The organism is Streptomyces sp. NPDC002851 (genome assembly GCF_053591935.1).
On record NZ_JBSFUT010000029.1, the window covers coordinates 32,813 to 53,345 of the forward strand.

The window sequence follows — 20,533 nt, forward strand, 5'->3', positions numbered from 1 at the left end:
ACGTACGCACAGCCACAGCCACAGCCACAGCCACAGCCACAGCCACAGCCACAGCCACAGCCACAGCCACAGCCACAGCCACAGCCACAGCCACAGCCACAGCCACAGCCACGGGGCGAGCCGCATCCGTCGCCCGAGCGTCAGGGCGAGCCGTGCTCGTCACTGACGCCCGAGCCCGTGCGGCACCCGCCACCCAAGCCCAAGCCCAAGGACGGGAAACACCCGTTCCTCGCGCGTCAAGAAAGGTCATCGTCGTCATGAGGATCACGGCCCCGGGGGCCTCAGAAGTCCCAGCCGTCGTCGTCCGGCGTCTGGGCGGGCGTCGGCTTTGTGGCGGCGAAGGCGTCGCCGGCCATGCCTGCCGCGAGGGTCGTGCCGTCGGCGGGGTCGATGAGGAGGAAGGAGCCGGTGCGGCGGGAGTCGGCGTACGCGTCGAGGGCGAGCGGCTCGGCGGTGCGGACGCGGACGCGGCCGATGTCGTTCGCGACGAGCTCGCCGGGCGACGGGTGCTGGGAGAGGTCGTCCAGGGTGAGCCGCGAGGGGATCTCCTTGACGATGGCCTTGACCGTGCGGGTGGTGTGCTTGAGCAGCACCCGGTGACCCACCTGGAGCGGGGTGTCGGCCACGTGGCAGACCGTCGCCTCGATGTCCTGCCCGGTCGTGGGTGCGTCGCCGGACGGCACCAGGAGGTCGCCGCGGGAGATGTCGATGTCGTCCTCGAGGAGGAGCGTCACGGACTGCGGCGTCCAGGCCACGTCAACCGGCTTGCCGAGCAGGTCGATGCCGGTGATCTTCGAGGTGCGGCCGGAGGGCAGCACGGTGACGGACTCGCCGACGCGGAACGTGCCCGCGGCGATCTGGCCCGCATAGCCCCGGTAGTCGGGGTGTTCGGCGGTCTGCGGCCGGATCACGTACTGCACCGGGAAGCGGGCGTGGCAGTCGGCCAGGTCGTGGCTGACCGGCACCGTCTCCAGGTGTTCGAGGACCGTCGGGCCCGGGTACCAGTCCATGACCGCGGACGGCTCGACCACGTTGTCCCCGGCGAGGGCCGAGATCGGGATGGCGGTGACCTCGGGGACGCCCAACTCGGTGGCGTACGTGGTGAATTCCTCGGCGATCGCCGCGAACACGGACTCCTCGTAGCCGACCAGGTCCATCTTGTTCACGGCGAGGACCACGTGCGGCACGCGCAGCAGCGCCGCGAGGGCGGCGTGGCGGCGGGTCTGCTCGACGACGCCGTTGCGGGCGTCGACCAGGATCACGGTCAGCTCGGCGGTGGAGGCGCCGGTGACCATGTTCCGGGTGTACTGCACGTGGCCCGGGGTGTCGGCCAGGATGAAGCGGCGCCGGGCGGTGGCGAAATACCGGTAGGCGACGTCGATGGTGATGCCCTGCTCGCGCTCGGCGCGAAGGCCGTCGGTGAGCAGCGCCAGGTCGGGGCCTTCGGCGCCGCGGCTGCGCGAGGCGCGCTCGACGGCCTCCAGCTGGTCGGTGAGGACCGACTTGGAGTCGTGAAGCAGGCGGCCCACCAGGGTGGACTTGCCGTCGTCGACGGACCCGGCGGTCGCGAAGCGCAGCAGGGTGGTGGCCGAAAGGTCGCCCAGGTCGGCCAGTTGCGGCGGGTTTCCGGCCGGGCTGCCGGCGGCGTTCGTGCTCATGTCTAGAAGTACCCTTCGCGCTTGCGGTCTTCCATGGCGGCCTCGGAGAGCTTGTCGTCGGCACGGGTCGCGCCGCGCTCGGTGAGCCGCGATGCGGCGATCTCGGCGATCACCTGTTCCAGGCGGACGGCGTCGGAGTCGACGGCGCCGGTGCAGGACATGTCGCCGACGGTCCGGTAGCGCACCATGCGCTTCTCGACCGGCTCGTCGTCGCGCGGGCCGCCCCACTCGCCGGCGGTCAGCCACATGCCGCTGCGCTGGAACACCTCGCGCTCGTGGGCGAAGTAGATCTGGGGCAGCTCGATGTCCTCGCGGGCGATGTACTGCCAGACGTCCAGCTCGGTCCAGTTGGAGAGCGGGAAGACGCGGACGTGCTCGCCGGGGGCGTGCCGCCCGTTGTAGAGGTTCCACAGCTCGGGGCGCTGGCGGCGCGGGTCCCACTGCGAGAACTCGTCCCGGAGCGAGAACACCCGCTCCTTCGCCCGGGCCTTCTCCTCGTCGCGGCGTCCGCCGCCGAAGACGGCGTCGAACTTCTCCGACTGGATCTTCTCGGTCAGCGGCACGGTCTGCAGCGGGTTGCGGGTCCCGTCGGGGCGCTCGCGCAGCTTGCCCGCGTCGATGTACTCCTGCACGGAGGCGACGTGGAGTCGCAGGCCGTGCTGGGCTACCACGCGGTCGCGGTAGTCGATGACCTCGGGGAAGTTGTGCCCGGTGTCGACGTGCAGGAGCGAGAAGGGGATCGCCGCGGGGGCGAAGGCCTTGAGCGCCAGGTGCAGCATGACGATCGAGTCCTTGCCCCCGGAGAACAGGATCACCGGGTTCTCGAACTCGCCCGCCACCTCGCGGAAGATGTGCACCGCCTCGGACTCCAGGGCGTCCAAGTGGCTCAGCGCGTACGGGCTGTCGGTCTCCTCCACGGAGGAGGGTGCGGTGGTCGTCATGCCAGACCCCTTTCCTGAAGCAGCGCGTGCAGCGTCGCCGCTGACTCCTGCACGGTCTGCTCGTGCGACTCGATCCGCAGATCGGGCGATTCCGGTTCCTCGTACGGGTCGTCGACCCCGGTCAGGCCGGAGATCTCGCCCGCGGCCTGCTTGGCGTACAGGCCCTTCACATCGCGTACGGAGCACACCTCGACCGGAGTGGCCACGTGCACCTCGACATAGGCCGTGCCCTCGCGCTGGTGGCGCTTGCGGACCGCCTCGCGGCTGTCCGCGTACGGCGCGATGACCGGTACGAGGACGGTCACGCCGTTGGAGGCGAGGAGTTCGGCGACGAAGCCGATCCGCTGCACATTGGTGTGCCGGTCCTCGCGGCTGAAGCCGAGGCCCGCCGAGAGGAACTCGCGGATCTCGTCGCCGTCGAGCACCTCGACCCGGCGGCCCTGCTCGCGCAGCCGGTCCGCCAACTCGTAAGCGATGGTGGTCTTTCCGGCGCTCGGCAGTCCGGTCAGCCAGACCGTGGCTCCAGTCACCTGTGTCTCCTGGGGTCTGTGCTGAGCGGGAAGGCGCTCAGCACTCGTCGGGGTAGCCGTACTCGTCATCCGTGCAGCCCGCATTCCGTCTTGTTCCGCCCCGCCCAGCGCCCGGCGCGCACGTCCTCGCCCGGGGCGACCCGGCGGGTGCAGGGCGCGCAGCCGATCGACGGATAGCCGTCCTGGAGCAGCGGGTTGGTGAGGACGCCGTGCTCGGCGACGTACGCGTCCACGTCGTCCTGGGTCCAGCGGGCGATCGGGGAGATCTTGACCTTCTGGCGCTTCTCGTCCCAGCCGACGACCGGGGTGTTCGCGCGGGTCGGGGACTCGTCCCGGCGCAGCCCGGTGGCCCAGGCCTGGTACGAGGCGAGGCCCTCCTCGAGGGGCTTGACCTTGCGCAGCGCGCAGCACAGGTCGGGGTCGCGGTCGTGCAGCTTCGGCCCGTACTCGGCGTCCTGCTCGGCCACGCTCTGCTTCGGGGTGAGCGTGATGAGGTTGACGTCCATCACGGCGGAGACGGCGTCGGCGGTGCCGATGGTCTCCGGGAAGTGGTAGCCGGTGTCGAGGAAGATCACGTCAACAGGGGTGTCGCCGGAGAATGCACGCGAGGCGAGGTGGGCGACCACCGCGTCCTCCATCGACGAGGTGACACAGAAGCGCGCGCCGAACGTGTAAGCCGCCCACTTGAGGATCTCCAGGGGCGTCGCGTCCTCCAGCTCGCGCCCCGCGCGCTCGGCGAGCTCCTTGAGCTCCTCGACCGTGCGCTCTGGCTGAGTCACCGTCATATCTCGTCCCCTCCACCGTCGTTGCCCTGAGGGGCAGCATGGGCGTGCTGTGGGTCGGTCTGTGCCGGGCCGTTCTGCTCCAGGCCGCGGGCGAGCAGGCCGAGGAACTTCAGCGAGAAGGCCCGGTTGCACGCGGCGCACTCCCAGGCGCCGTGGCCCGTCTCGTTCGGCCGCAGGTCCTCGTCGCCGCAGTACGGGCAGTAGAACGGCGCCGCGCGCCCGCTCACGACAGCGCCTCCTCGGAGGCCCTGGCCGCCCAGGTGGCGAACCGCTCGCCGTCCTCGCGCTCCTCCTGGAACCGCTTGAGCACCCGCTCCACGTAGTCGGGCAGCTCTTCGGAGGTGACCTTCAGGCCGCGGACCTTGCGGCCGAATCCGGCCTCCAGGCCGAGCGCGCCGCCCAGGTGCACCTGGTAGCCCTCGACCTGCTCGCCCTGGTCGTTGAGGACGAGCTGGCCCTTGAGGCCGATGTCGGCGACCTGGATACGGGCGCAGGCGTTGGGGCAGCCGTTGATGTTGATGGTGATCGGCTCGTCGAACTCGGGGATGCGGCGCTCGAGTTCGTCGATGAGGGAGGCTCCGCGGGCCTTGGTCTCGACGATCGCCAGCTTGCAGAACTCGATGCCGGTGCAGGCCATGGTGCCGCGCCGGAACGGCGACGGGTTGACCGTCAGATCGAGCGCCTCCAGGGCGGCGGTCAGCGACTCGACCTGCGCCTCGTCCACGTCGAGTACGAGCATCTTCTGCTCGGCGGTGGTACGCAGGCGGCCCGAGCCGTGCGCCTCGGCCGCCTCGGCGATCTTGGTGAGCGTGGCGCCGTCGACCCGGCCGACGCGCGGCGCGAAGCCGACGTAGAACTTGCCGTCCTTCTGCCGGTGTACGCCGACGTGGTCGCGCCAGCGCTCCACGGGCTGTGCGGGCGCCGGTCCGTCGACGAGCTGCCGCTTGAGGTACTCGTCCTCGAGGACCTGCCGGAACTTCTCCGTGCCCCAGTCGGCGAGCAGGAACTTCAGCCGGGCGCGGGTGCGCAGACGGCGGTAGCCGTAGTCGCGGAAGACCGAGATGACGCCCTCGTAGACGTCCGGGACCTCGTCGAGCGGGACCCAGGCGCCCAGGCGCTGGCCGATCTTGGGGTTGGTGGAGAGGCCGCCGCCGACCCACAGGTCGAAGCCGGGCCCGTGCTCGGGGTGCTCGACGCCGACGAAGGCGACGTCGTTGATCTCGTGCGCCACGTCGAGCAGCGGCGAGCCGGAGATCGCGGACTTGAACTTGCGCGGCAGGTTGGAGAAGGCGGGGTTGCCGATGACCCGGCGCTGGATCTCGTCGATGGCCGGGGTGCCGTCGATGATCTCGTCCTCGGCGATCCCGGCGACCGGGGAGCCCAGGATGACGCGCGGGGTGTCGCCGCAGGCCTCGGTGGTGGAGAGCTCGACCTCTTCGAGGCGGCGCCAGATCTCCGGCATGTCCTCGATCCGGATCCAGTGGTACTGGATGTTCTGCCGGTCGGTGATGTCGGCGGTCCCGCGGGCGAACTCCTGGGAGATCTCGCCGATGACGCGGAGCTGCTGGGTGGTGAGGCGGCCGCCGTCGATCCGGACCCGGAGCATGAAGTACTTGTCGTCCAGCTCCTCCGGCTCGAGGATGGCGGTCTTGCCGCCGTCGATGCCGGGCTTGCGCTGGGTGTACAGGCCCCACCAGCGCATCCGGCCGCGCAGATCGTTGGGGTCGATCGAGTCGAAGCCGGTCTTCGAGTAGATCGTCTCAATGCGTGTCCGCACATTGAGACCGTCGTCGTCCTTCTTGAACTGCTCGTTGCCGTTCAGCGGGGTGTGGTGGCCAACGGCCCACTGGCCCTCACCGCGGTGCCGGCCCGCCTTGCGGCGCGGCTTGGCAGGGGTGGGGTTGTCAGGCGATGCGGCCATGGCAATACGTCCTTCTGCACAGCGGAATGCGTCATTGACCAGCACACACGTCGACGTACGCGGGGTCCGGTACATGCGCGACGGTGCGCGGTCGATCAGGGGAAGAGGGGGTGCGCGGCGTTGTTGCTGAGACTGTCAGCCCGCCGGACAGATGGCGCTGGACATACGGCCGAGGTCGACGTGGCGTCGACTCACCAAGGCAATTCCAGCTCGAGACATGACGGAAGCGTGGCACGGGACTTTAGACCCAGTCCACTGTTGTCCGCGATTCGGACAGCATCGTCTTGCTGGGCGAGACGGTGTTGCGTGGGTCACGTGGGGGGGGCGTGGGGGCGGGGCGGGGGCGCTCCCCCGGCCCCCTTTTGTCCTCAAGCTTGTCCTCAGATTTGCCCTCAAGTTTGTCCTCAAGCGCCGGACGGGCCGACATCCGCCCCCGGCCACGGGCCCGGCGCCACCACGTCCGGCTCGTCCTCCGTCTTCGTCTCGAAGACCTTGAAGCCACGGCGCAGGTAGTTGTCGAGGGCGTGCTCGCCGTCCTTACTACAGGTGTGCAGCCACACGCGCTTCGTCGGCGCGAGGCCGGGCCAGCGCTCCGCGAGGTCCCAGGCGCGCGCGACACCGTAAGAGAGGAGGTGCCCGCCGATGTGCCGGCCGCGGAAGGCGGGGATCAGGCCGAAGTAGACGATCTCCACGACGCCCTCGTCCTGGGCGGCCAGCTGTACATATCCGGCGGGGGTGCCGTGCTCGTACGCCACCCAGGTCTCGCTCCCCGGAAGCTCCAGCTCCGCCCGCCACTGCGCGTACGTCCACGTCAGCCGGTCGGTCCAGCGGATGTCGCCGCCGACCGCCGTGTACAGGAACCGGCTGAACTCCGGCGACGGCACCTCGGACCGCACGATGCGTACGGCGTCACCGGCCGGGGCGGCCGCCGGGACCAGGTCGGCGGGCGAGGTCTGTTCCAAGGACCAGGTGGTCACAGCGATGCTCATGCGGCTCAGGGAACCACGGGGCACGAACGGCCTCCAAGGCGAGCTCGCACCGCGGAATGGGACGCCGTCTCATACCGCGAGACGCGGCCTCACCATCCGTAGCGTGGCGACGCCTCAATGCGGTTGCACCCGCCCGGCCCGCTCGCTGTACTCACCCCGGCAGCTGACCCCGCTGGTCCTGACGGCCGCATTGGAGGAGGCGGGCACCCGCGTGGAGCAGCCGCTGCACCGCTTCCGTATCGAGGCACCCGCGGACACCCTCGGGGCGGTGATGTCCTCCCTGGCCCCGCTCGACCCGGTCCCGGACGCCCAGAACCTCGGCGGCGGCGCCCCCGCGTGGCCCGGCGGACGTGAGCCGGGCCCGGTGGCCGCGGTCCGCGTCCCGGAGCCCGTCGCCCCCGCCCCGCTCACACGCCGGACGGCTCCGAGGCACGCAGCCGTCGCACCGGAGGAGCCGTCGAGTGCGGCAGCAGGTCCGCCCGGTGCTCGGGGAGCAGCACGTCCACGTCGACGTCGTCGCGGAAGCGGTACGGCCGATGCTCCAAGAGCCCCGCCAGATAGCGGCGTACGCGGGAGAGTTCGGCGCGGACCGTGACCGTGCGGGCCGGGTCGCCGAACATGTCCGCGGCCAGCTCCGCGGCGCTGCGCCCGGCCGGGTGCGCCGCCAGGAGGTAGAGCAACTCGGCGTGCCGGGGCGTCAGGTCGTGGGTCCAGGTGCCGGTCCGGGCGGAGCCCGAAACGGTGACCGTCGCGCGCCCCGGGTGCGTCAGGTCCAGGGTGAGCCGGGTCCCGGGGGCGGGCGTGCCCGGCGGCGGTGTGCCGGTGTCGAGGCGGAACAGCCAGCCGCCGCCCGGGAGTTGCTCCGCGGTGCACGCGCCGAGCGAGGCCAGCCAGGTGGGGCCCGGCGTGAGGCCCTTGGGCAGCGGGATCCGGTCGGCCGGGGCCATGCCGGTGACCGCAGCCGTCCAGCCGCGTTCGTCCACGGCGACCGCCCGGCCGTCGATCCGGGAGAGCAGCGGCAGGGCCAGCGCGCGCAGGCGGTCGAGCCGGGCGAGGTGGCGGTTGCGCAGCTCCGCCTCGGCGAGCCGGGTCACGGAGCGCACCAGGGCGAGCGTCGCCGGGTGCATCGAGTCGATCGGGCCGCTGATGTCGACGACGCCGAGGAGCTTGCCGTCCCTCGGGTCGATCACGGGCGCGCCCGCGCAGGTCCACGAGTGGTGGGTACGGACGAAATGCTCGGCCGAGAAGACCTGCACCGGGGCGCGGGTGACGAGCGGCGTCCCGATCCCGTTGGTGCCGACCGTCGACTCCCGCCAGTCCGCGCCCAGTTCAAAGCCATGGCCGTCGGCCTTGCGCAGCACCGAGGAGTGGCCCTCACGCCACAGGACGCGGCCGTCGGCGTCGGCGACGACCATGATGTGCTGGGCGGCGTCCGCGATCGACACCAGGCCCTCGCGCAGCACCGGCATCACCTCCGCGAGCGGCGAGGCCCGGCGCCGCTCCTCGACCTCCTCGCGGGAGAGCGGGTGCGCCCGCACGTCGCGGTCGGGGTCGACGCCGCTGCGCAGCATGCGCGTCCAGGACTGCTCGATCACCCTGCGCGGTTCGACCGGCGGCGCCTGCCCCGACAGGGCCGCCTCGCGGACGCCCTGAAGGAGCCGGGCGGCCCGGAACGAGTCCGTGGCCGCGAGTCTGGCCAGATCGATGGTGCTCGAGTTCGTCACCGGAGCCTCCCCGTAACGCTCGTGTCCGTACGCCGTTGTCTGCCGCTGTTCTTCCATCGTTGCCCCAACTCCCCTGGAAGGGGCCATGTTTGGAAGGAAGCGTTGCAACGGTCTGCAACCCTCGCGAACATCCGAGCGGTTGGTTGAAACTGGTCCTAACGCCGTTTCTGCGGCGTTCATGTTCCTCGAAACGGGGTCATGAAGGCGGGGGTGGTGCCGTGTCGGCGCAGCACCACCCCCGTTGCCGTTTCCGGATTCAGCCGCTGACCGGCCGCGCCCGCTCCACCACCGACGCCAGGTCAAGGCTGTGCGGCAGGGTGCCGAACGCCGTCCCCCAGTCTCCGCCGAGCCGCGAGGCGCAGAACGCGTCGGCGACCTCCGGCGGCGCGAACCGTACGAGCAACGAACCCTGAAGCACCAGCGCGAGCCGCTCCACCAGGCGCCGCGCCCGCGCCTCCACGCCCTCCAGGTCGGCGAGTTCGGTGAGCAGGTCCTTGATCGCCCCGTCCAGGCGGTGGTCCGCGCCGCGCGCCTGGCCGACCTCCCGCAGAAACGCGTCGAGCGCGGCCGGTTCGCGGGTCAGGGCGCGCAGCACATCGAGGGCCTGTACGTTGCCCGCGCCCTCCCAGATCGAATTGAGCGGCGACTCGCGGAGCAGCCGCGGCATGCCGGACTCCTCGACATAGCCGTTGCCGCCCAGGCACTCCAGGGCCTCCACCGCGACCGCGGGGCACCGCTTCGTCACCCAGTACTTCGCGGCCGGCACGGCGAGCCGCAGAAACGCCCGCTCCTGCTCGCCGCCGTCGTCGTACGCGGCGGCAAGGCGCAGCGCGAGCGTCGTGGCGGCCTCGGACTCCAGGTGCAGATCGGCCAGGACGTTGCGCATCAGCGGCTTGTCGACGAGCAGGCCGCCGAAGGCCGAGCGGTACGAGGCGTGGTGCACGGCCTGCACCACCGCCTGCCGCATCAGCGCCGCCGAGCCGAGCACGCAGTCGAGCCGGGTCGCCGCGACCATCTCGATGATGGTGCGCACCCCGCGCCCCTCCTCACCGACCCGGCGCGCCCACGTCCCGTCGAACTCGACCTCGCTCGACGCGTTCGACCGGTTGCCCAGCTTGTCCTTGAGCCGCTGGATCGCGAATACGTTCCGCGTACCGTCCTCGAGCACGCGGGGCACCAGGAAGCAGGTCAGGCTGTCTTTTCCATAAGGGGGCGCCTGGGCCAGGACGAGGAAACCGTCCGACATGGGCGCGGAGCAGAACCACTTGTGCCCCGTCAGCTCGTACTCGCCCTCGACGGCGAGCGGCTTCGCCGCCGTCGTATTGGCGCGTACGTCGCTGCCGCCCTGCTTCTCCGTCATGCCCATCCCGAACAGGGCGCCGCCCTTCTCGGCGGCCGGCCTGAGCCCCGGCTCGTACACCCGGGAGGTGAGCCGCGGCTCCCACTCGGCGGCGAGCGTGGGTTCGGTGCGCAGCGCGGGCACCGCGGCGTGCGTCATCGACACCGGGCAGCCGTGCCCGGCCTCGGCCTGCGTCCACACCAGGAACCCGGCGGCCCGCCGCACGTGCCCGCCCTCCTGGGACCAGGCGGCGGTCAGGCCCGCCGACACGGCCCGGTCGAGCAGCTGGTGCCAGGCCGGATGGAAGTCGACCTCGTCGATGCGGTGGCCGTAGCGGTCGTGGGTGCGCAGCTTCGGCGGGTTCTCGTTGGCCAGGGCACCCCACTCCTGCACCTCGGCCGAACCGGCGGCCGTGCCGAGCGCCGTCAGCTCCGTACCGGCGGTGGTGTGGAGGTCCGGGGCGAGGTGCCGTTCGACGGCCTCGCGCAGGGCGCGATCGGACGTATAGACGTCGTATCCCACCAGGGGAGGGGCCTGGTTGGTCACTGTGTGGGTGGTGGCTGCCATGCCGTTACGGTAAGGAGGTGCACCAGGCAAATGAAACACCCGAGCAGGGTCCGCGACCGGAACCGGCCTCGGGACGACTCCATCGGGCCCGGGCCATCTACCGCAATGTCTCGAAGCGCAAGACCGCCTGGCTGCTCCTGAAGGACACCGTCGGCTCCTGTGTCGAGTACCGCATTCTCGGCCTCGCCGCCGAAGCGGCCTTCTTCACGCTGCTCTCGGTGCCGCCGCTGCTGCTCAGCCTGGTCGGGCTCCTCGGGTACGTCGACGCCTGGACCGGTGCGGACACGATCGAGTCGGTACGGGACAACATTCTGGAGGCGGCCAGCACCGTCCTCTCCGACAAGGGCGTCACCGAGATCGCGCAGCCGATCCTCGACGACGTGATGCAGGGCGGCCGACCCGACGTCATCTCGATCGGCTTCGTGATCGCGCTCTGGTCGGGCTCGCGCGCGGTGACCGTCTTCATCGACACGATCACCGTGATGTACGGCCTCGACGGCGTGCGCGGCATCGTCAAGACCCGGATAGTCGCCTTCTTCCTGTTCATCGCGGCGCTGTTGATCGGCTCGGTGGCGCTGCCGCTGATGATCGCGGGCCCGGACGCGGTGGTGGGGCTCGTGCCCTGGTCGGCGGTGTTGGTGCAGTGGTTGTACTGGCCGGTGGTGGTGGTGCTCGGCATCGTCTTCCTGACGACCCTCTACCACGTGTCCGTGCCGGTGCGTTCGCCCTGGATCGAGGACGTTCCGGGCGCGCTCGTGGCCCTCGGGATGTGGGTACTCGGCAGCCTGCTCCTCCGCGTCTATCTGACGAACACCATCGAGGGCCCGAGCGGACGCCCCACCATCTACGGCTCGCTGGCCGCCCCGGTCGCGGTACTGCTGTGGATCGGGGTCGCGGCCTTCGCGGTCCTGGTGGGCGCCGCCGTGAACGCGGCCGTCGACCGGGTCTGGCCGTCCGTCACGACCGCCGCGGCGCGCGCCGCCAACGAGCGGGCCCGGGAGGCCCGGTTCGCCGAACTCGTCGAGAAGGCCAAGGCGGCCCGAGAGGCCCTGGACGACCCGGAAAACCCGGACATGCCCTCCGAATTCCCGGAGCGCTGGGCCCAGTTCCTGCCCCCGGACGACGTGACGGGCCGCCTGCGCACGCATCCGCGACGGAACGGGGAGGCGCCGCGGCCGCCGGAGGACGAGTGAGCGGTGGCCGTGACGTGGCCGTGAGGGTTGAGCGGGTGGCCGTGACGGTCCGGGAGCGTCGGCCGCTTCGGTGGCTGCGCGGGCCTCGCGGGGTGGCGCGGGCGGCGTAGCCTCGCCGGTATGTACGCCGAGAGGGCTTCCCGGTACGAGGGTGCCGTGGTGTGGACGGCGCGCGGCGAGGCCGGGCACGCCCCCTACCCCGTGCTGCCCGACGGCTGCATGGACCTGCTCTGGAGCGAGGGCCGACTCCTTGTCGCCGGGCCGGACACCCGGGCGTACCGCCCGCACGGCACGGCCGGACACCGGATCGCCGGGATCCGCTTCGCCCCCGGCACGGCGCCCGCGCTCCTCGGCGTACCGGCGCACGAACTACGCGACCGGCGCGTGCCCTTGGCCGAGTTGTGGCCCGCCGCTCGGGTGCGCAGGCTCACCGCGCGGGTGGCCGCCGTGCCCGGACCTGCGACCGGCCTTGAGGCCGTGGCCCTGGAGTGCGCCGCGGACGTCGCGGGGCCACCCGACCCGGTGCTCCGCGCGGCCGCGGCCGCGCTGCGGCGGGGGCGCGGGGTGGGCGAGACCGCCGACGCCCTTGGTGTGACGGCCCGTTGGCTGCACCGGCACTCCCTGGCCGCGTTCGGCTACGGGCCGAAGACCCTGGCCAGGGTGCTCCGGCTGCAGCGCGCGTTGGCCCTGGCCCGGGCGGGGGTGCCGTTCGCCGGGACGGCGGCCCGCGCGGGTTTTGCGGATCAGGCCCATCTGGCGCGGGATGTGCGGGAGTTGACGGGGTTGCGGCTGACGGAGCTGGTCAGTCTGCGGCCATAGGGCTTGCCGTATCGCCGGGCAGCGGGGCGAACAGGTCGACGTGCTGGCCGTCGGGGTCCTTGACGGTGGCGTACCGCTGGCCCCAGAAGGCGTCGAACGGCTTCAGCTCGCTCGCGTACCCGGCGGTCGCCAGCTCCTCGTACGTCCGGTCCACCGCGGCCGGGTCGGCGCACTTGAAGGCGAGCCCGGCCCGGCCGCCGCCGGTCGGAGGCTGCCAGTCGGGGTGGAAGGACCGGACGGTGTCCTCGGTGTCGAGGACGAAGAGCAGTCCGCCGGGCAACTCGGCCTCGACGTGCGGCTCATGCTCGGCGCCCTCGGGGAACTCCAGGCCGAGTCGCCGGTAGAACGCGAGGGATGCGGCCATGTCGGAGACGACGAGGCCGATGAACTGGAAGTGGGGTGCTGGTGCCTGTGCGGTCATACGGGGACCGTAGGGCGGGTTTCCGACAGCCGTCTTGAAGAAATCGGACGGCCAGGCCCCACTTGCTGATCGAACTTAGGTTAACCTAACCTAATTCTCGCCAGAGGCTTCTGGCGGGTCGATGCCCCCGCATGCCCGCACGACGGTGCCCCTCGGGCGTACCGCCCGTTGACACACGTACAAGTGAAGTGCCGCACCCGGCACGGGACTCAGAACCTTCGGAGACACACGCCATGGCTGCCCCAGCTCCCGCGACGGACGGACCCGCGACGGACGGACCAGCGACGGACGGTGAACTCGCCGGGCGCACCGCCCTGGTGACCGGCGCCGGGCAGGGCATCGGCGCGGCCGTGACCCGGACGCTCGTCGAGCGCGGCGCGCGGGTCGTGGCCGTCGACCGCGCCGCCGACGGCATCAAGAACCTCGAAGCGGCGTACGGCCAGGGGCGGGTCGTCGCGCGCCCGCTCGACGTCACTGACGGGCATGCGGTGGAAAGCCTGGTCGACGAGGCCGAACGGTCCGTCGGGCCGCTGGGCATCCTCGTCAACGTCGCCGGGGTGCTGCGCCCCGCGCCGGTCGTCGAACTCACCGACACCGACTGGGCCGAGACCTTCGCCGTCAACACCACCGGCGTCTTCCACACCTCGCGCGCCGTCGCCCGCCGGATGAGTGAGCGCCGCGCGGGCAGCATCGTGACCGTCGGGTCCAACGCCGCGGGGGTGCCGCGCACGTCGATGGCCGCGTACGCCGCGTCCAAGGCCGCCGCCACCATGTTCACCAAGTGCCTCGGCCTTGAGCTGGCTCGCAACCAGGTGCGCTGCAACGTCGTGTCGCCCGGCTCGACCGACACGGCGATGCAGCGGCAGTTGTGGAGCGACCCTGACGGAGACGGCGCGAAGGCGTCCGCGCAGCGGGTCGTCGACGGCGACCCGGAGACGTATCGCGTAGGCATCCCCCTGGGCCGGATCGCCGACCCCTCCGACATCGCCGAGGCCGTCGCCTTCCTCGTCTCCGACCGGGCCCGGCACATCACGATGCATGACCTCTACGTCGACGGCGGCGCGACGCTGCGCGCCTGATCCGGCGTCCCCTGCGTCGGCGCCGTGCCGTTCGGGACTGGCAGCATCGGACGACCACCGCCATCGCCCGCACATGAAAGGTCTCGAAGACCATGGCGCTGCCCGCGATCGACCCCTATCCCATGCCCACCGCGGCCGAGCTGCCCGCGAACCGTGTCGACTGGACCGTTGACCCGTCCCGCGCCGTGCTGCTCGTGCATGATCTGCAGCACTACTTCCTGCGGGCGTTCGTGCGGGATGCTTCCCCCGTCACCGAACTCCTCGCACATGTGGGGAAGTTGGCCGACGCGGCTCGCGGCCTCGGCGTTCCCGTCGTCTACTCCGCGCAGCCCGGCGGGCAGTCCCCGGCCGAGCGCGGCCTTCAGCAGGACTTCTGGGGGCCCGGTCTGCCGGACGACGAGGTCGCGAAGGCGATCGCCGCGCCGGTCGCGCCCCGGGACGGCGACACCGTCCTCACCAAGTGGAAGTACAGCGCGTTCGCACGCACCGACCTGGCCGAGCGGATGGCGGCGCAGCGCCGTGACCAGCTCGTCGTCGTTGGCGTGTACGCCCATATCGGCGTCCTGATGACCGCCTGCGACGCGTGGATGCGGGACATCCAGGCGTTCCTCGTCGCCGACGCGGTCGCCGACTTCTCCCGCGCCGACCACGAGATGGCGCTGCGCTGGGCGGCCGGCCAATGCGCCGTCGTCACGACCACCGACACGACCTTCCTGCCCTACGCCACCACCCGGACCACCCGGACCACCCCGACCACCTCGGCCACCTCGGCCACCCAGGGGGCCTGAACGCTGGGCGCCCGCACGTCCATGGCACCCTGTTGAACCACGACAAGGCGCCTCAAGGAGATCGACGGATGACCGTCCCGTTTGTTTCAGCCCGTCCGGCGTGGGGCGTGGGTCAGCAAGATTCCGTGATCCGTAGGGAACCGCGCGCGTGACGCCGCTCGACGGGGCGGCCGGGTGGCCGCAGTGGCGTCTGGTGCGGGGCGAGCCGTCGGCGGAGCACGACCTCGACCTGCTCGGCCCGGCGGAACGGCGCCGCGCCATGGCCCTGCGCCGCCCCGCCGAACGCCACACCTACGTCGCCGCGCACGCGGCCCTGCGCCGCCTCCTCGGGGCCCAACTGGACCGTGACCCGGCGGAGTTGACCTTCGTACGGGAACCCTGCCCGCACTGCGGCGCACCCAACGGCCGCCCCGCGCGCCGCTGCATTTCTCGCTCTCCCGCGCCGACGGCCTCGCGGTGCTCGCGTTCGCCGACCGGCCGGTGGGCGTGGACGTCGAACCGCCCCCGGCCCAGGAGGTCGTCGCGGACGTGACCGAGACCCTGCACCCGGCGGAACGCGCGGAACTCTCCGCCCTGCCCGCGGCGGAACGCCCGGCGGCCTTCGCCCGCTGCTGGACCCGGAAGGAGGCCCTGCTCAAGGCCACCGGGTCGGGCCTGGGCCACGGCACCCTGCCCACCGTCCTGGTCGGCACCTCCGCCACGCCACACCCGGTCCCCGGCTGGACCCTCACCGACCTCGCCCTGTCCGGGGGGTACGCGGCGGCGTGCGCGGTACGGGCATACATCGAGGACGCCGAGGACGCCGAGGGCTCCGAGGACTCGGCGGACTCCGCCGACTGAGCCGCCTAGGGCCTGTCGTTTGGATCAGGCCGGATCCGGTCAGCGGCCAGCCCCGCGCCCCCGGCATGATCCAAACGACAGGCTAGGGAGCCCACTTGTACTTGCCACCGCCGACCCATCTCACGACCTTCGGGTCGTCGAGATCCACATGCTTCAATCCCGCATGGTGCGCCAGCCGGATAACGTCGAGCAGGTCGTGTGCGAGACCTGCAATCGCGCCGCGGATCTGGACGACGCGGTACGGCGGATCGCCGGGGGTGACGGGTGAGACCACGACGGGCGGACCTGCATACTCGCTCATGTCTCCAGCCTGCGGCACCGGCTTTACGGGCGCATGCCTGCGCGGTCACTTCACGAGCCTGATCCAAACGACAGGCCCTAGCCGTAAGGGCAGCCCTACTTGCCCGTGCGCGGCGGCCATCCACCCGTACAGCCGCATGGTCGCGCCACCGCGCCACCGCGCCACCGCGCCACTGCGCCATCCCACCGCTCACACAGCCGAAGCCATCCTCCGTACCGCCTCCTCGATCACCCCCGGAGACGTCCCCAGGTTCATCCGCACGTGCCCGCGGCCGCCCGTCCCGAAGGGGAGGCCGCTGTTCAGCGCGACCCGGCCGCGCTCCAGGAAGGCCGCCGCCGGATCGTCGCCGAGGCCGAGGTCGCGGCAGTCCAGCCATGCCAAGTACGTGCCCTGCGCCGGGCGGTGACGGACCTGGGGCAGCTCGCGCGCGAGGAGCTCGGCGAGCAGCCGGTGGTTCGCGGCGATCCCGGTGAGCAGCGCGTCCAGCCAGGCGCCGCCCTCGCGCAGGGCCGCGCAGTGCGCGATCACGCCGAGGTGGCGAGGCCCTGTCGTCGAACTACCGTCTGCCGGGCGACGCCATGCACGCACTCTCGCCGCACCGGGCACAAGCCCACGTACGTCCAGTACGAGGACGTGCACCCGGCACGCCGAGAGCACGCACCTGACGCCGCCCGGCCGCCCTCCGGGCGACGACGGGAGTCCGACGACAGGACCTCGGGCCGTGGCTGACCTCCTCCGGCATCCGCGCCAGGTCCTCGACCGCCCCGGGCCCGGCGACCGCGAGGGCCGCCTTGAGCCCGGCGAGGTTCCACGCCTTGGACGCGGAGTGCAGCGCCAGGCCGCGCTCCGCGCCCGGCACCGACAGATACGGCACGAACTCGGCGCCGGGCAGTACAAGGGGACCGTGGATCTCGTCGGAGACGACCCGCACCCCGTGCGCCTCGGCCAGGCGTGCCACCTCGGCGAGCTCGGCCCGGGTGTGCACCGTGCCGGTCGGGTTGTGCGGGTTGCACAGCAGATACGCGGCGCGCCGCCCGCCCGCCACGGCCTGCCGGAACGCCGTGTCGAGCGCGTCCGGATCGAGCCGCCCGCGCGCGTCAAGGGGGGCCTCGGCCACGTGCCGGTCCATGTGCCCCACGAAGGCGTAGAACGGCGGGTACACCGGCGGGTTGACCACCACCGTGTCGCCGGGCCCGGTGACCAGCCTGAGCACCTCGACGATGCCGAGCATCACGTCCGGCACGATCGCGGTACGCCCGGGCTCGGTGCCGTCCCCGACGTCGGCCAAGGCCCACCGCTCGCGCGCGAACGCGTCCAGGGCCCGCGCGTAGCCCGGCCCGGCCGGATACCCGGTGTCGCCGAGCGCCACGGCGTCGGTGAGCGCCCGCGCCACCGGCCCGGCCAGCGGCACGTCCATCTCGGCCACCCACAGCGGCAGGACGTCCTCGGGGTAGGTGCGCCATTTCATGCTCGTACGGCTGCGCAGCTGGTCGAGGGTGAGCAGGGTGAGGGGGTTGGGTTCGGGTTCGGGGTCGCTGAGCTCCGGGGTGCTTGCGGCGGGAAGCGTCATGGGGGCGAGTATTCCCGGGGTGTGTGCCGTGCGCTTGTACGTTTTTGCGCACCGGGCCGCGGTCCTCCCTAGGGCGGGCGAGGGCTGCCCGGTCTGCCCTGTTCGTGTGTTCGTTGTAGGCTTCACCGGCAGGTATGCAGCGAGAGTCGGCCCTCGCGGGCGGACACAGGTGGGAACGGAGGTGGTGCCGTGATGCGCGGCGAACCTCCCAGTCGAACACCGTGCGGCAGCGCACCTTTGCCGGACCGGCCCCGGGCGGCCTGACCCCCGGTCGACCGGCGACGCGTGGTGTGCGAGGCCGCACGGGTGCGCCCCGACCGACCCCGGCCCCGACCCTGAACTCCCGTAGTTCTCCCAGGACTTGTCATGCCGCAGAGCTCGCACCACCCCCTGACCGACGTGACCGAAGAGCCGCGCCCCGACCCCGAGGGCACCCGCCCGCTGCGGGACCTCGTCGCGGGGCAGGAGCTGCACGCCGCCCTGGAGTGGCTGGAGACCCACCCGCCGCACGTCATCGCCGACGAGCTGGCGCGGATGGACGCGGTGGACGCGGGCGTGGCGTTCCGGCTGCTCGACAAGGACCGGGCGCTGACCGTCTTCGAGGAGCTCGAGCCGGTCGACCAGCAGCAGATCCTCCAGGGCCTGCGCGATCACTCCTTCCTGGAGCTGGTCGAGGCCATGGACCCGGACGACCGGGCCCGGATGCTGCGCGAGGCCCCCGCCAAGGTCGCCAAGAAGGTCCTCGCCGGGCTCAGCACCCACGAGCGCCGGATGACCGCGGCCCTGCTCGGCTACCCGGAGGGCTCCGTCGGCCGCTATATGACCCCCGAGGTGGTCGCGCTCGGCCGGGACCTCACCGTCGGGCAGGCCCTGGGCGTCGTACTCGCGGAGGGCGGCGAGGCCGAGACGGTCTACACGCTGCCCGTCGTCGACCACGGCCGCCGCCTCACCGGCATCGTCGAACTGCGCGAACTCGTCCTCAACGAGCCCGAGACGCAGGTGTCCGACCTCGTCGTCACCGAGCCCGCGTACGCGTACGCCACCGACTCCGCCGAGCAGGCCGCCCGCCTGATGCGCGAGACCAACGACCTCAACCTGCCCGTCGTGGACAGCGAGCGGCGCCTCGTCGGCCTGCTCACCATCGACGACGCGGTCGAGGTCATCGAGGCCGCCGACACCGAGGACGTGGCCCGGCAGGCGGGCGCCGCGCCCTGGGCCGGGCACTACATGGCCGCGTCGGTCTGGCAGCTCGCCCGCTACCGCGCCCTGTGGCTGAGCCTGCTCCTGGTCGCCGCCACGTTCACGGTCTCGGTCACGCAGTTGTTCGAGGGCACCCTGGAGGAGGTCGCCCAGCTCGCCGTGTTCATCCCGATGCTGATCGGTGCGGGCGGCAACGCGGGCGCCCAGGCCGCCACCGCCTGCGTCCGCGCCCTCGCGGTCGGCGAGGTGCGCGGCTCCGACCTGTTCAAGGTGATCTGGCGGGAGTGCCGCGTGGGTCTGGTGCTCGGCGGGCTGCTCGCGGTGCTCGGCATGGCCGTCGGCGCGTTCTTCGTCGGCGGGCTCATCGCCGTCGTCGTCGGCATCACGCTCGTCCTGATCTGTGGCTGGGCGGCGACCATCGGCGGCACGATGCCGCTGCTCGCCAAGCGTCTGAAGATCGACCCGGCGGTGGTCTCGGCCCCGATGGTCACGACCCTGGTCGACGCCACGGGCCTGATCATCTACTTCCTCGCGGCGAAGGCCGTACTCGGCGTCTGAGACACGGGAAGCCGGGTTCTAACGACGGGTGATCGCCCGGCGGCGTTGCAGCGCGCCGCCGAGGCGCGGGCCCAGCCAGCGCTTGAGGCGGCGGGCGCCGTGCAGGCGGTCGGCCAGGTGATCGATCCCGTAGTACAGGGTCGGCGGCAGATACGGCAGGAGCGGGGAGTGCCGCTGGCCGAGCAGGGCGAACATGCGCTCCGGGGGAAGCCGCAGGTAGCGCGGCAGTTCTTCGTACCACCGCGCACTGAGCCGGGCGGCGCTCTGCACCGGCAACAGGGCCTGCCTGCGCCGTTGTTCATAGCGCGCCAGTGCCGGGGTGAGTGCTCCGGCCGGGGCCGTGCGTAGTTCCTCGGCCAGGGTCACGGCGTCGCGCAGGGCCAGTGCGGTGCCCGCGCCGATCGAATAGTGGGTGGTGTGGGCGGCATCGCCGAGCAGCACGAGGTTGCCGTGCGACCAGGCGGAGTTCGTGACCGTACGGAAGGTCTGCCACTGGTGTCCGCTGCCGGTCCGGTCCTCGCGTGCGATGAGGCAATGACCGTCGAGGAGGCGCGCGAAGTACTTCTCCAGGAGGCGCAGGCAGTCATCCCGCGGCATCGTGTCCAGTTCCAGACCGCGCCAGGTCGTCTCCGCGCACTCGACGACACAGGTGCTCCGGTCCTCGCTGAACCCGTAGGCGTAGCACCAGATCCAGCCGTGCGGGGTGTCGGCGAAGGCGAAGCTGAACGTGGTGAAGACCTTCGTCGTGCCGAGCCACAGAAAGCGGTTGGTTCCATTCTGGACCCGGGTTCCGAAGTACGTGGCGTGCTGGGAGCGGAGCGTGCTGTGTACGCCGTCGGCCGCTACGACGAGGTCGGCGTCCGCGACCCGGCTCCGGTCGCTCCGGTCGGTGATCTCCGTCCCGAACTCCGTGCGTACGCCGAGGGATTGGGCCCGCTCCGCCAGGATGTCCAGCATGCGGTGCCGACCGATGGCGTACCCGGCGTCGCCGTCACGCTGGACCACCTCGTCGCGGACGAAGGCCCGGCCGCCCTGCCAACGCACCGCGTGCGTACGGATGTCGCGTGCCGATACGGCGTCGTACGCGTCGAGCAGCGCGAGCGTGTCCGGCCAGAACGTCACGCCCCAGCCATAGGTCGACCCCGCCCGGCTCCGTTCGAAGACGGAGACCTCATGGGCGGGGTCGTGGAGTTTGAGCAGGATGGAGAGGTAGAGCGAGGCAGGCCCTCCGCCGACACAAGCGATCTTCACGTGGCTCGGTCCCCTCTCGACTCCGTCAACGGTCCGTTGACTGAGCAGGTTAGGTGTCC

The 20,533-nt window shown here is 71.7% G+C and carries 21 protein-coding genes and 1 pseudogene; 7 read left to right on the top strand and 15 right to left on the bottom strand.

Features of this window, described 5'->3' with window-relative positions; all coding sequences use genetic code 11:
• Positions 1-281 precede the first annotated feature (281 nt).
• From ACWD10_RS26705 to ACWD10_RS26750, 10 genes are all read right to left on the bottom strand, one after another.
• A complete protein-coding gene (locus ACWD10_RS26705) occupies positions 282-1,658 on the bottom strand; it encodes a sulfate adenylyltransferase subunit 1 (RefSeq protein ID WP_451095275.1) in 1,377 nt (458 codons plus the stop codon).
• A 2-nt stretch (positions 1,659-1,660) separates the two neighbouring features.
• Positions 1,661-2,599 carry a sulfate adenylyltransferase subunit CysD gene (gene cysD / locus ACWD10_RS26710; RefSeq protein ID WP_451095277.1) on the bottom strand — a complete coding sequence of 313 codons (939 nt, stop codon included), beginning with the start codon at positions 2,597-2,599 and terminating at the stop codon, positions 1,661-1,663.
• Entirely contained in the window at positions 2,596-3,198 is a 603-nt protein-coding gene (gene cysC, locus ACWD10_RS26715) for an adenylyl-sulfate kinase (protein ID WP_451095279.1), read from the bottom strand. Before cysC ends, cysD begins: the two co-directional genes overlap by 4 nt.
• A complete protein-coding gene (locus ACWD10_RS26720; RefSeq protein WP_451095281.1) occupies positions 3,195-3,914 on the bottom strand; it encodes a phosphoadenylyl-sulfate reductase in 720 nt (239 codons plus the stop codon). The genes cysC and ACWD10_RS26720 overlap by 4 nt, the downstream gene beginning before the upstream one ends.
• Positions 3,911-4,141 (bottom strand): hypothetical protein, encoded by a 231-nt coding sequence (locus ACWD10_RS26725; RefSeq protein WP_451095283.1) that lies wholly within the window; start codon positions 4,139-4,141, stop codon positions 3,911-3,913. The genes ACWD10_RS26720 and ACWD10_RS26725 overlap by 4 nt, the downstream gene beginning before the upstream one ends.
• Entirely contained in the window at positions 4,138-5,835 is a 1,698-nt protein-coding gene (locus ACWD10_RS26730; protein WP_451095285.1) for a nitrite/sulfite reductase, read from the bottom strand. Before ACWD10_RS26730 ends, ACWD10_RS26725 begins: the two co-directional genes overlap by 4 nt.
• Positions 5,836-5,970: 135 nt before the next feature.
• On the bottom strand, positions 5,971-6,054 hold the full coding sequence (locus ACWD10_RS26735; RefSeq protein ID WP_309471194.1) for a putative leader peptide: 84 nt from the start codon (positions 6,052-6,054) through the stop codon (positions 5,971-5,973).
• Positions 6,055-6,239: 185 nt separating this feature from the next.
• Complete coding sequence (locus ACWD10_RS26740; RefSeq protein WP_451095287.1) at positions 6,240-6,824, bottom strand: GNAT family N-acetyltransferase; 585 nt, start codon at positions 6,822-6,824, stop codon at positions 6,240-6,242.
• A 407-nt stretch (positions 6,825-7,231) separates the two neighbouring features.
• Positions 7,232-8,548 carry a GAF domain-containing protein gene (locus tag ACWD10_RS26745; RefSeq protein ID WP_451095289.1) on the bottom strand — a complete coding sequence of 439 codons (1,317 nt, stop codon included), beginning with the start codon at positions 8,546-8,548 and terminating at the stop codon, positions 7,232-7,234.
• Positions 8,549-8,804: 256 nt separating this feature from the next.
• Positions 8,805-10,454: an acyl-CoA dehydrogenase family protein gene (locus ACWD10_RS26750; RefSeq protein ID WP_451095291.1), complete on the bottom strand. Its 1,650-nt coding sequence runs from the start codon at positions 10,452-10,454 to the stop codon at positions 8,805-8,807.
• Between the two features lie 17 nt (positions 10,455-10,471).
• Here ACWD10_RS26750 and ACWD10_RS26755 point away from each other — a divergent pair, with 17 nt between their 5' ends.
• Complete coding sequence (locus ACWD10_RS26755; protein ID WP_451095293.1) at positions 10,472-11,647, top strand: YihY/virulence factor BrkB family protein; 1,176 nt, start codon at positions 10,472-10,474, stop codon at positions 11,645-11,647.
• 120 nt (positions 11,648-11,767) lie between these two features.
• Positions 11,768-12,466: a DUF6597 domain-containing transcriptional factor gene (locus ACWD10_RS26760; RefSeq protein ID WP_451095295.1), complete on the top strand. Its 699-nt coding sequence runs from the start codon at positions 11,768-11,770 to the stop codon at positions 12,464-12,466.
• Here ACWD10_RS26760 and ACWD10_RS26765 read toward each other — a convergent pair.
• Entirely contained in the window at positions 12,450-12,887 is a 438-nt protein-coding gene (locus tag ACWD10_RS26765; RefSeq protein ID WP_451095297.1) for a VOC family protein, read from the bottom strand. The genes ACWD10_RS26760 and ACWD10_RS26765 overlap by 17 nt on opposite strands.
• A gap of 233 nt (positions 12,888-13,120) precedes the next feature.
• Between ACWD10_RS26765 and ACWD10_RS26770 the strand changes: the two genes are divergently transcribed.
• From ACWD10_RS26770 to ACWD10_RS26785, 4 genes are all read left to right on the top strand, one after another.
• Positions 13,121-13,966, top strand: coding sequence for a 2,3-dihydro-2,3-dihydroxybenzoate dehydrogenase (locus ACWD10_RS26770; protein WP_451095299.1), 846 nt, complete (start codon positions 13,121-13,123; stop codon positions 13,964-13,966).
• Positions 13,967-14,058: 92 nt separating this feature from the next.
• Entirely contained in the window at positions 14,059-14,754 is a 696-nt protein-coding gene (locus ACWD10_RS26775) for an isochorismatase family protein (RefSeq protein ID WP_451095301.1), read from the top strand.
• Positions 14,755-14,902: 148 nt separating this feature from the next.
• A complete protein-coding gene (locus ACWD10_RS26780; RefSeq protein ID WP_451095303.1) occupies positions 14,903-15,286 on the top strand; it encodes a hypothetical protein in 384 nt (127 codons plus the stop codon).
• Positions 15,283-15,594, top strand: a complete 312-nt coding sequence (locus ACWD10_RS26785) for a 4'-phosphopantetheinyl transferase family protein (protein ID WP_451095305.1) — start codon at positions 15,283-15,285, stop codon at positions 15,592-15,594. The genes ACWD10_RS26780 and ACWD10_RS26785 overlap by 4 nt, the downstream gene beginning before the upstream one ends.
• Positions 15,595-15,676: 82 nt before the next feature.
• Here ACWD10_RS26785 and ACWD10_RS26790 read toward each other — a convergent pair whose 3' ends face one another.
• The 3 genes and pseudogenes from ACWD10_RS26790 to ACWD10_RS26800 form a co-directional block, all read right to left on the bottom strand.
• The gene (locus ACWD10_RS26790; RefSeq protein ID WP_451095307.1) at positions 15,677-15,895 is read right to left on the bottom strand and encodes a hypothetical protein; all 219 of its coding nucleotides are present in this window, start codon (positions 15,893-15,895) and stop codon (positions 15,677-15,679) included.
• A gap of 189 nt (positions 15,896-16,084) precedes the next feature.
• Positions 16,085-16,432, bottom strand: a pseudogene (locus tag ACWD10_RS26795) (pyridoxal phosphate-dependent aminotransferase); the annotation flags it as partial.
• A 19-nt stretch (positions 16,433-16,451) separates the two neighbouring features.
• On the bottom strand, positions 16,452-17,465 hold the full coding sequence (locus tag ACWD10_RS26800) for an aminotransferase class I/II-fold pyridoxal phosphate-dependent enzyme (protein WP_451095309.1): 1,014 nt from the start codon (positions 17,463-17,465) through the stop codon (positions 16,452-16,454).
• A gap of 366 nt (positions 17,466-17,831) precedes the next feature.
• Here ACWD10_RS26800 and mgtE point away from each other — a divergent pair, with 366 nt between their 5' ends.
• Positions 17,832-19,223: a magnesium transporter gene (mgtE, locus tag ACWD10_RS26805; protein ID WP_451095311.1), complete on the top strand. Its 1,392-nt coding sequence runs from the start codon at positions 17,832-17,834 to the stop codon at positions 19,221-19,223.
• Between the two features lie 18 nt (positions 19,224-19,241).
• Here mgtE and ACWD10_RS26810 read toward each other — a convergent pair whose 3' ends face one another.
• Entirely contained in the window at positions 19,242-20,474 is a 1,233-nt protein-coding gene (locus ACWD10_RS26810) for an FAD-dependent monooxygenase (RefSeq protein WP_451095313.1), read from the bottom strand.
• Positions 20,475-20,533 lie beyond the last annotated feature (59 nt).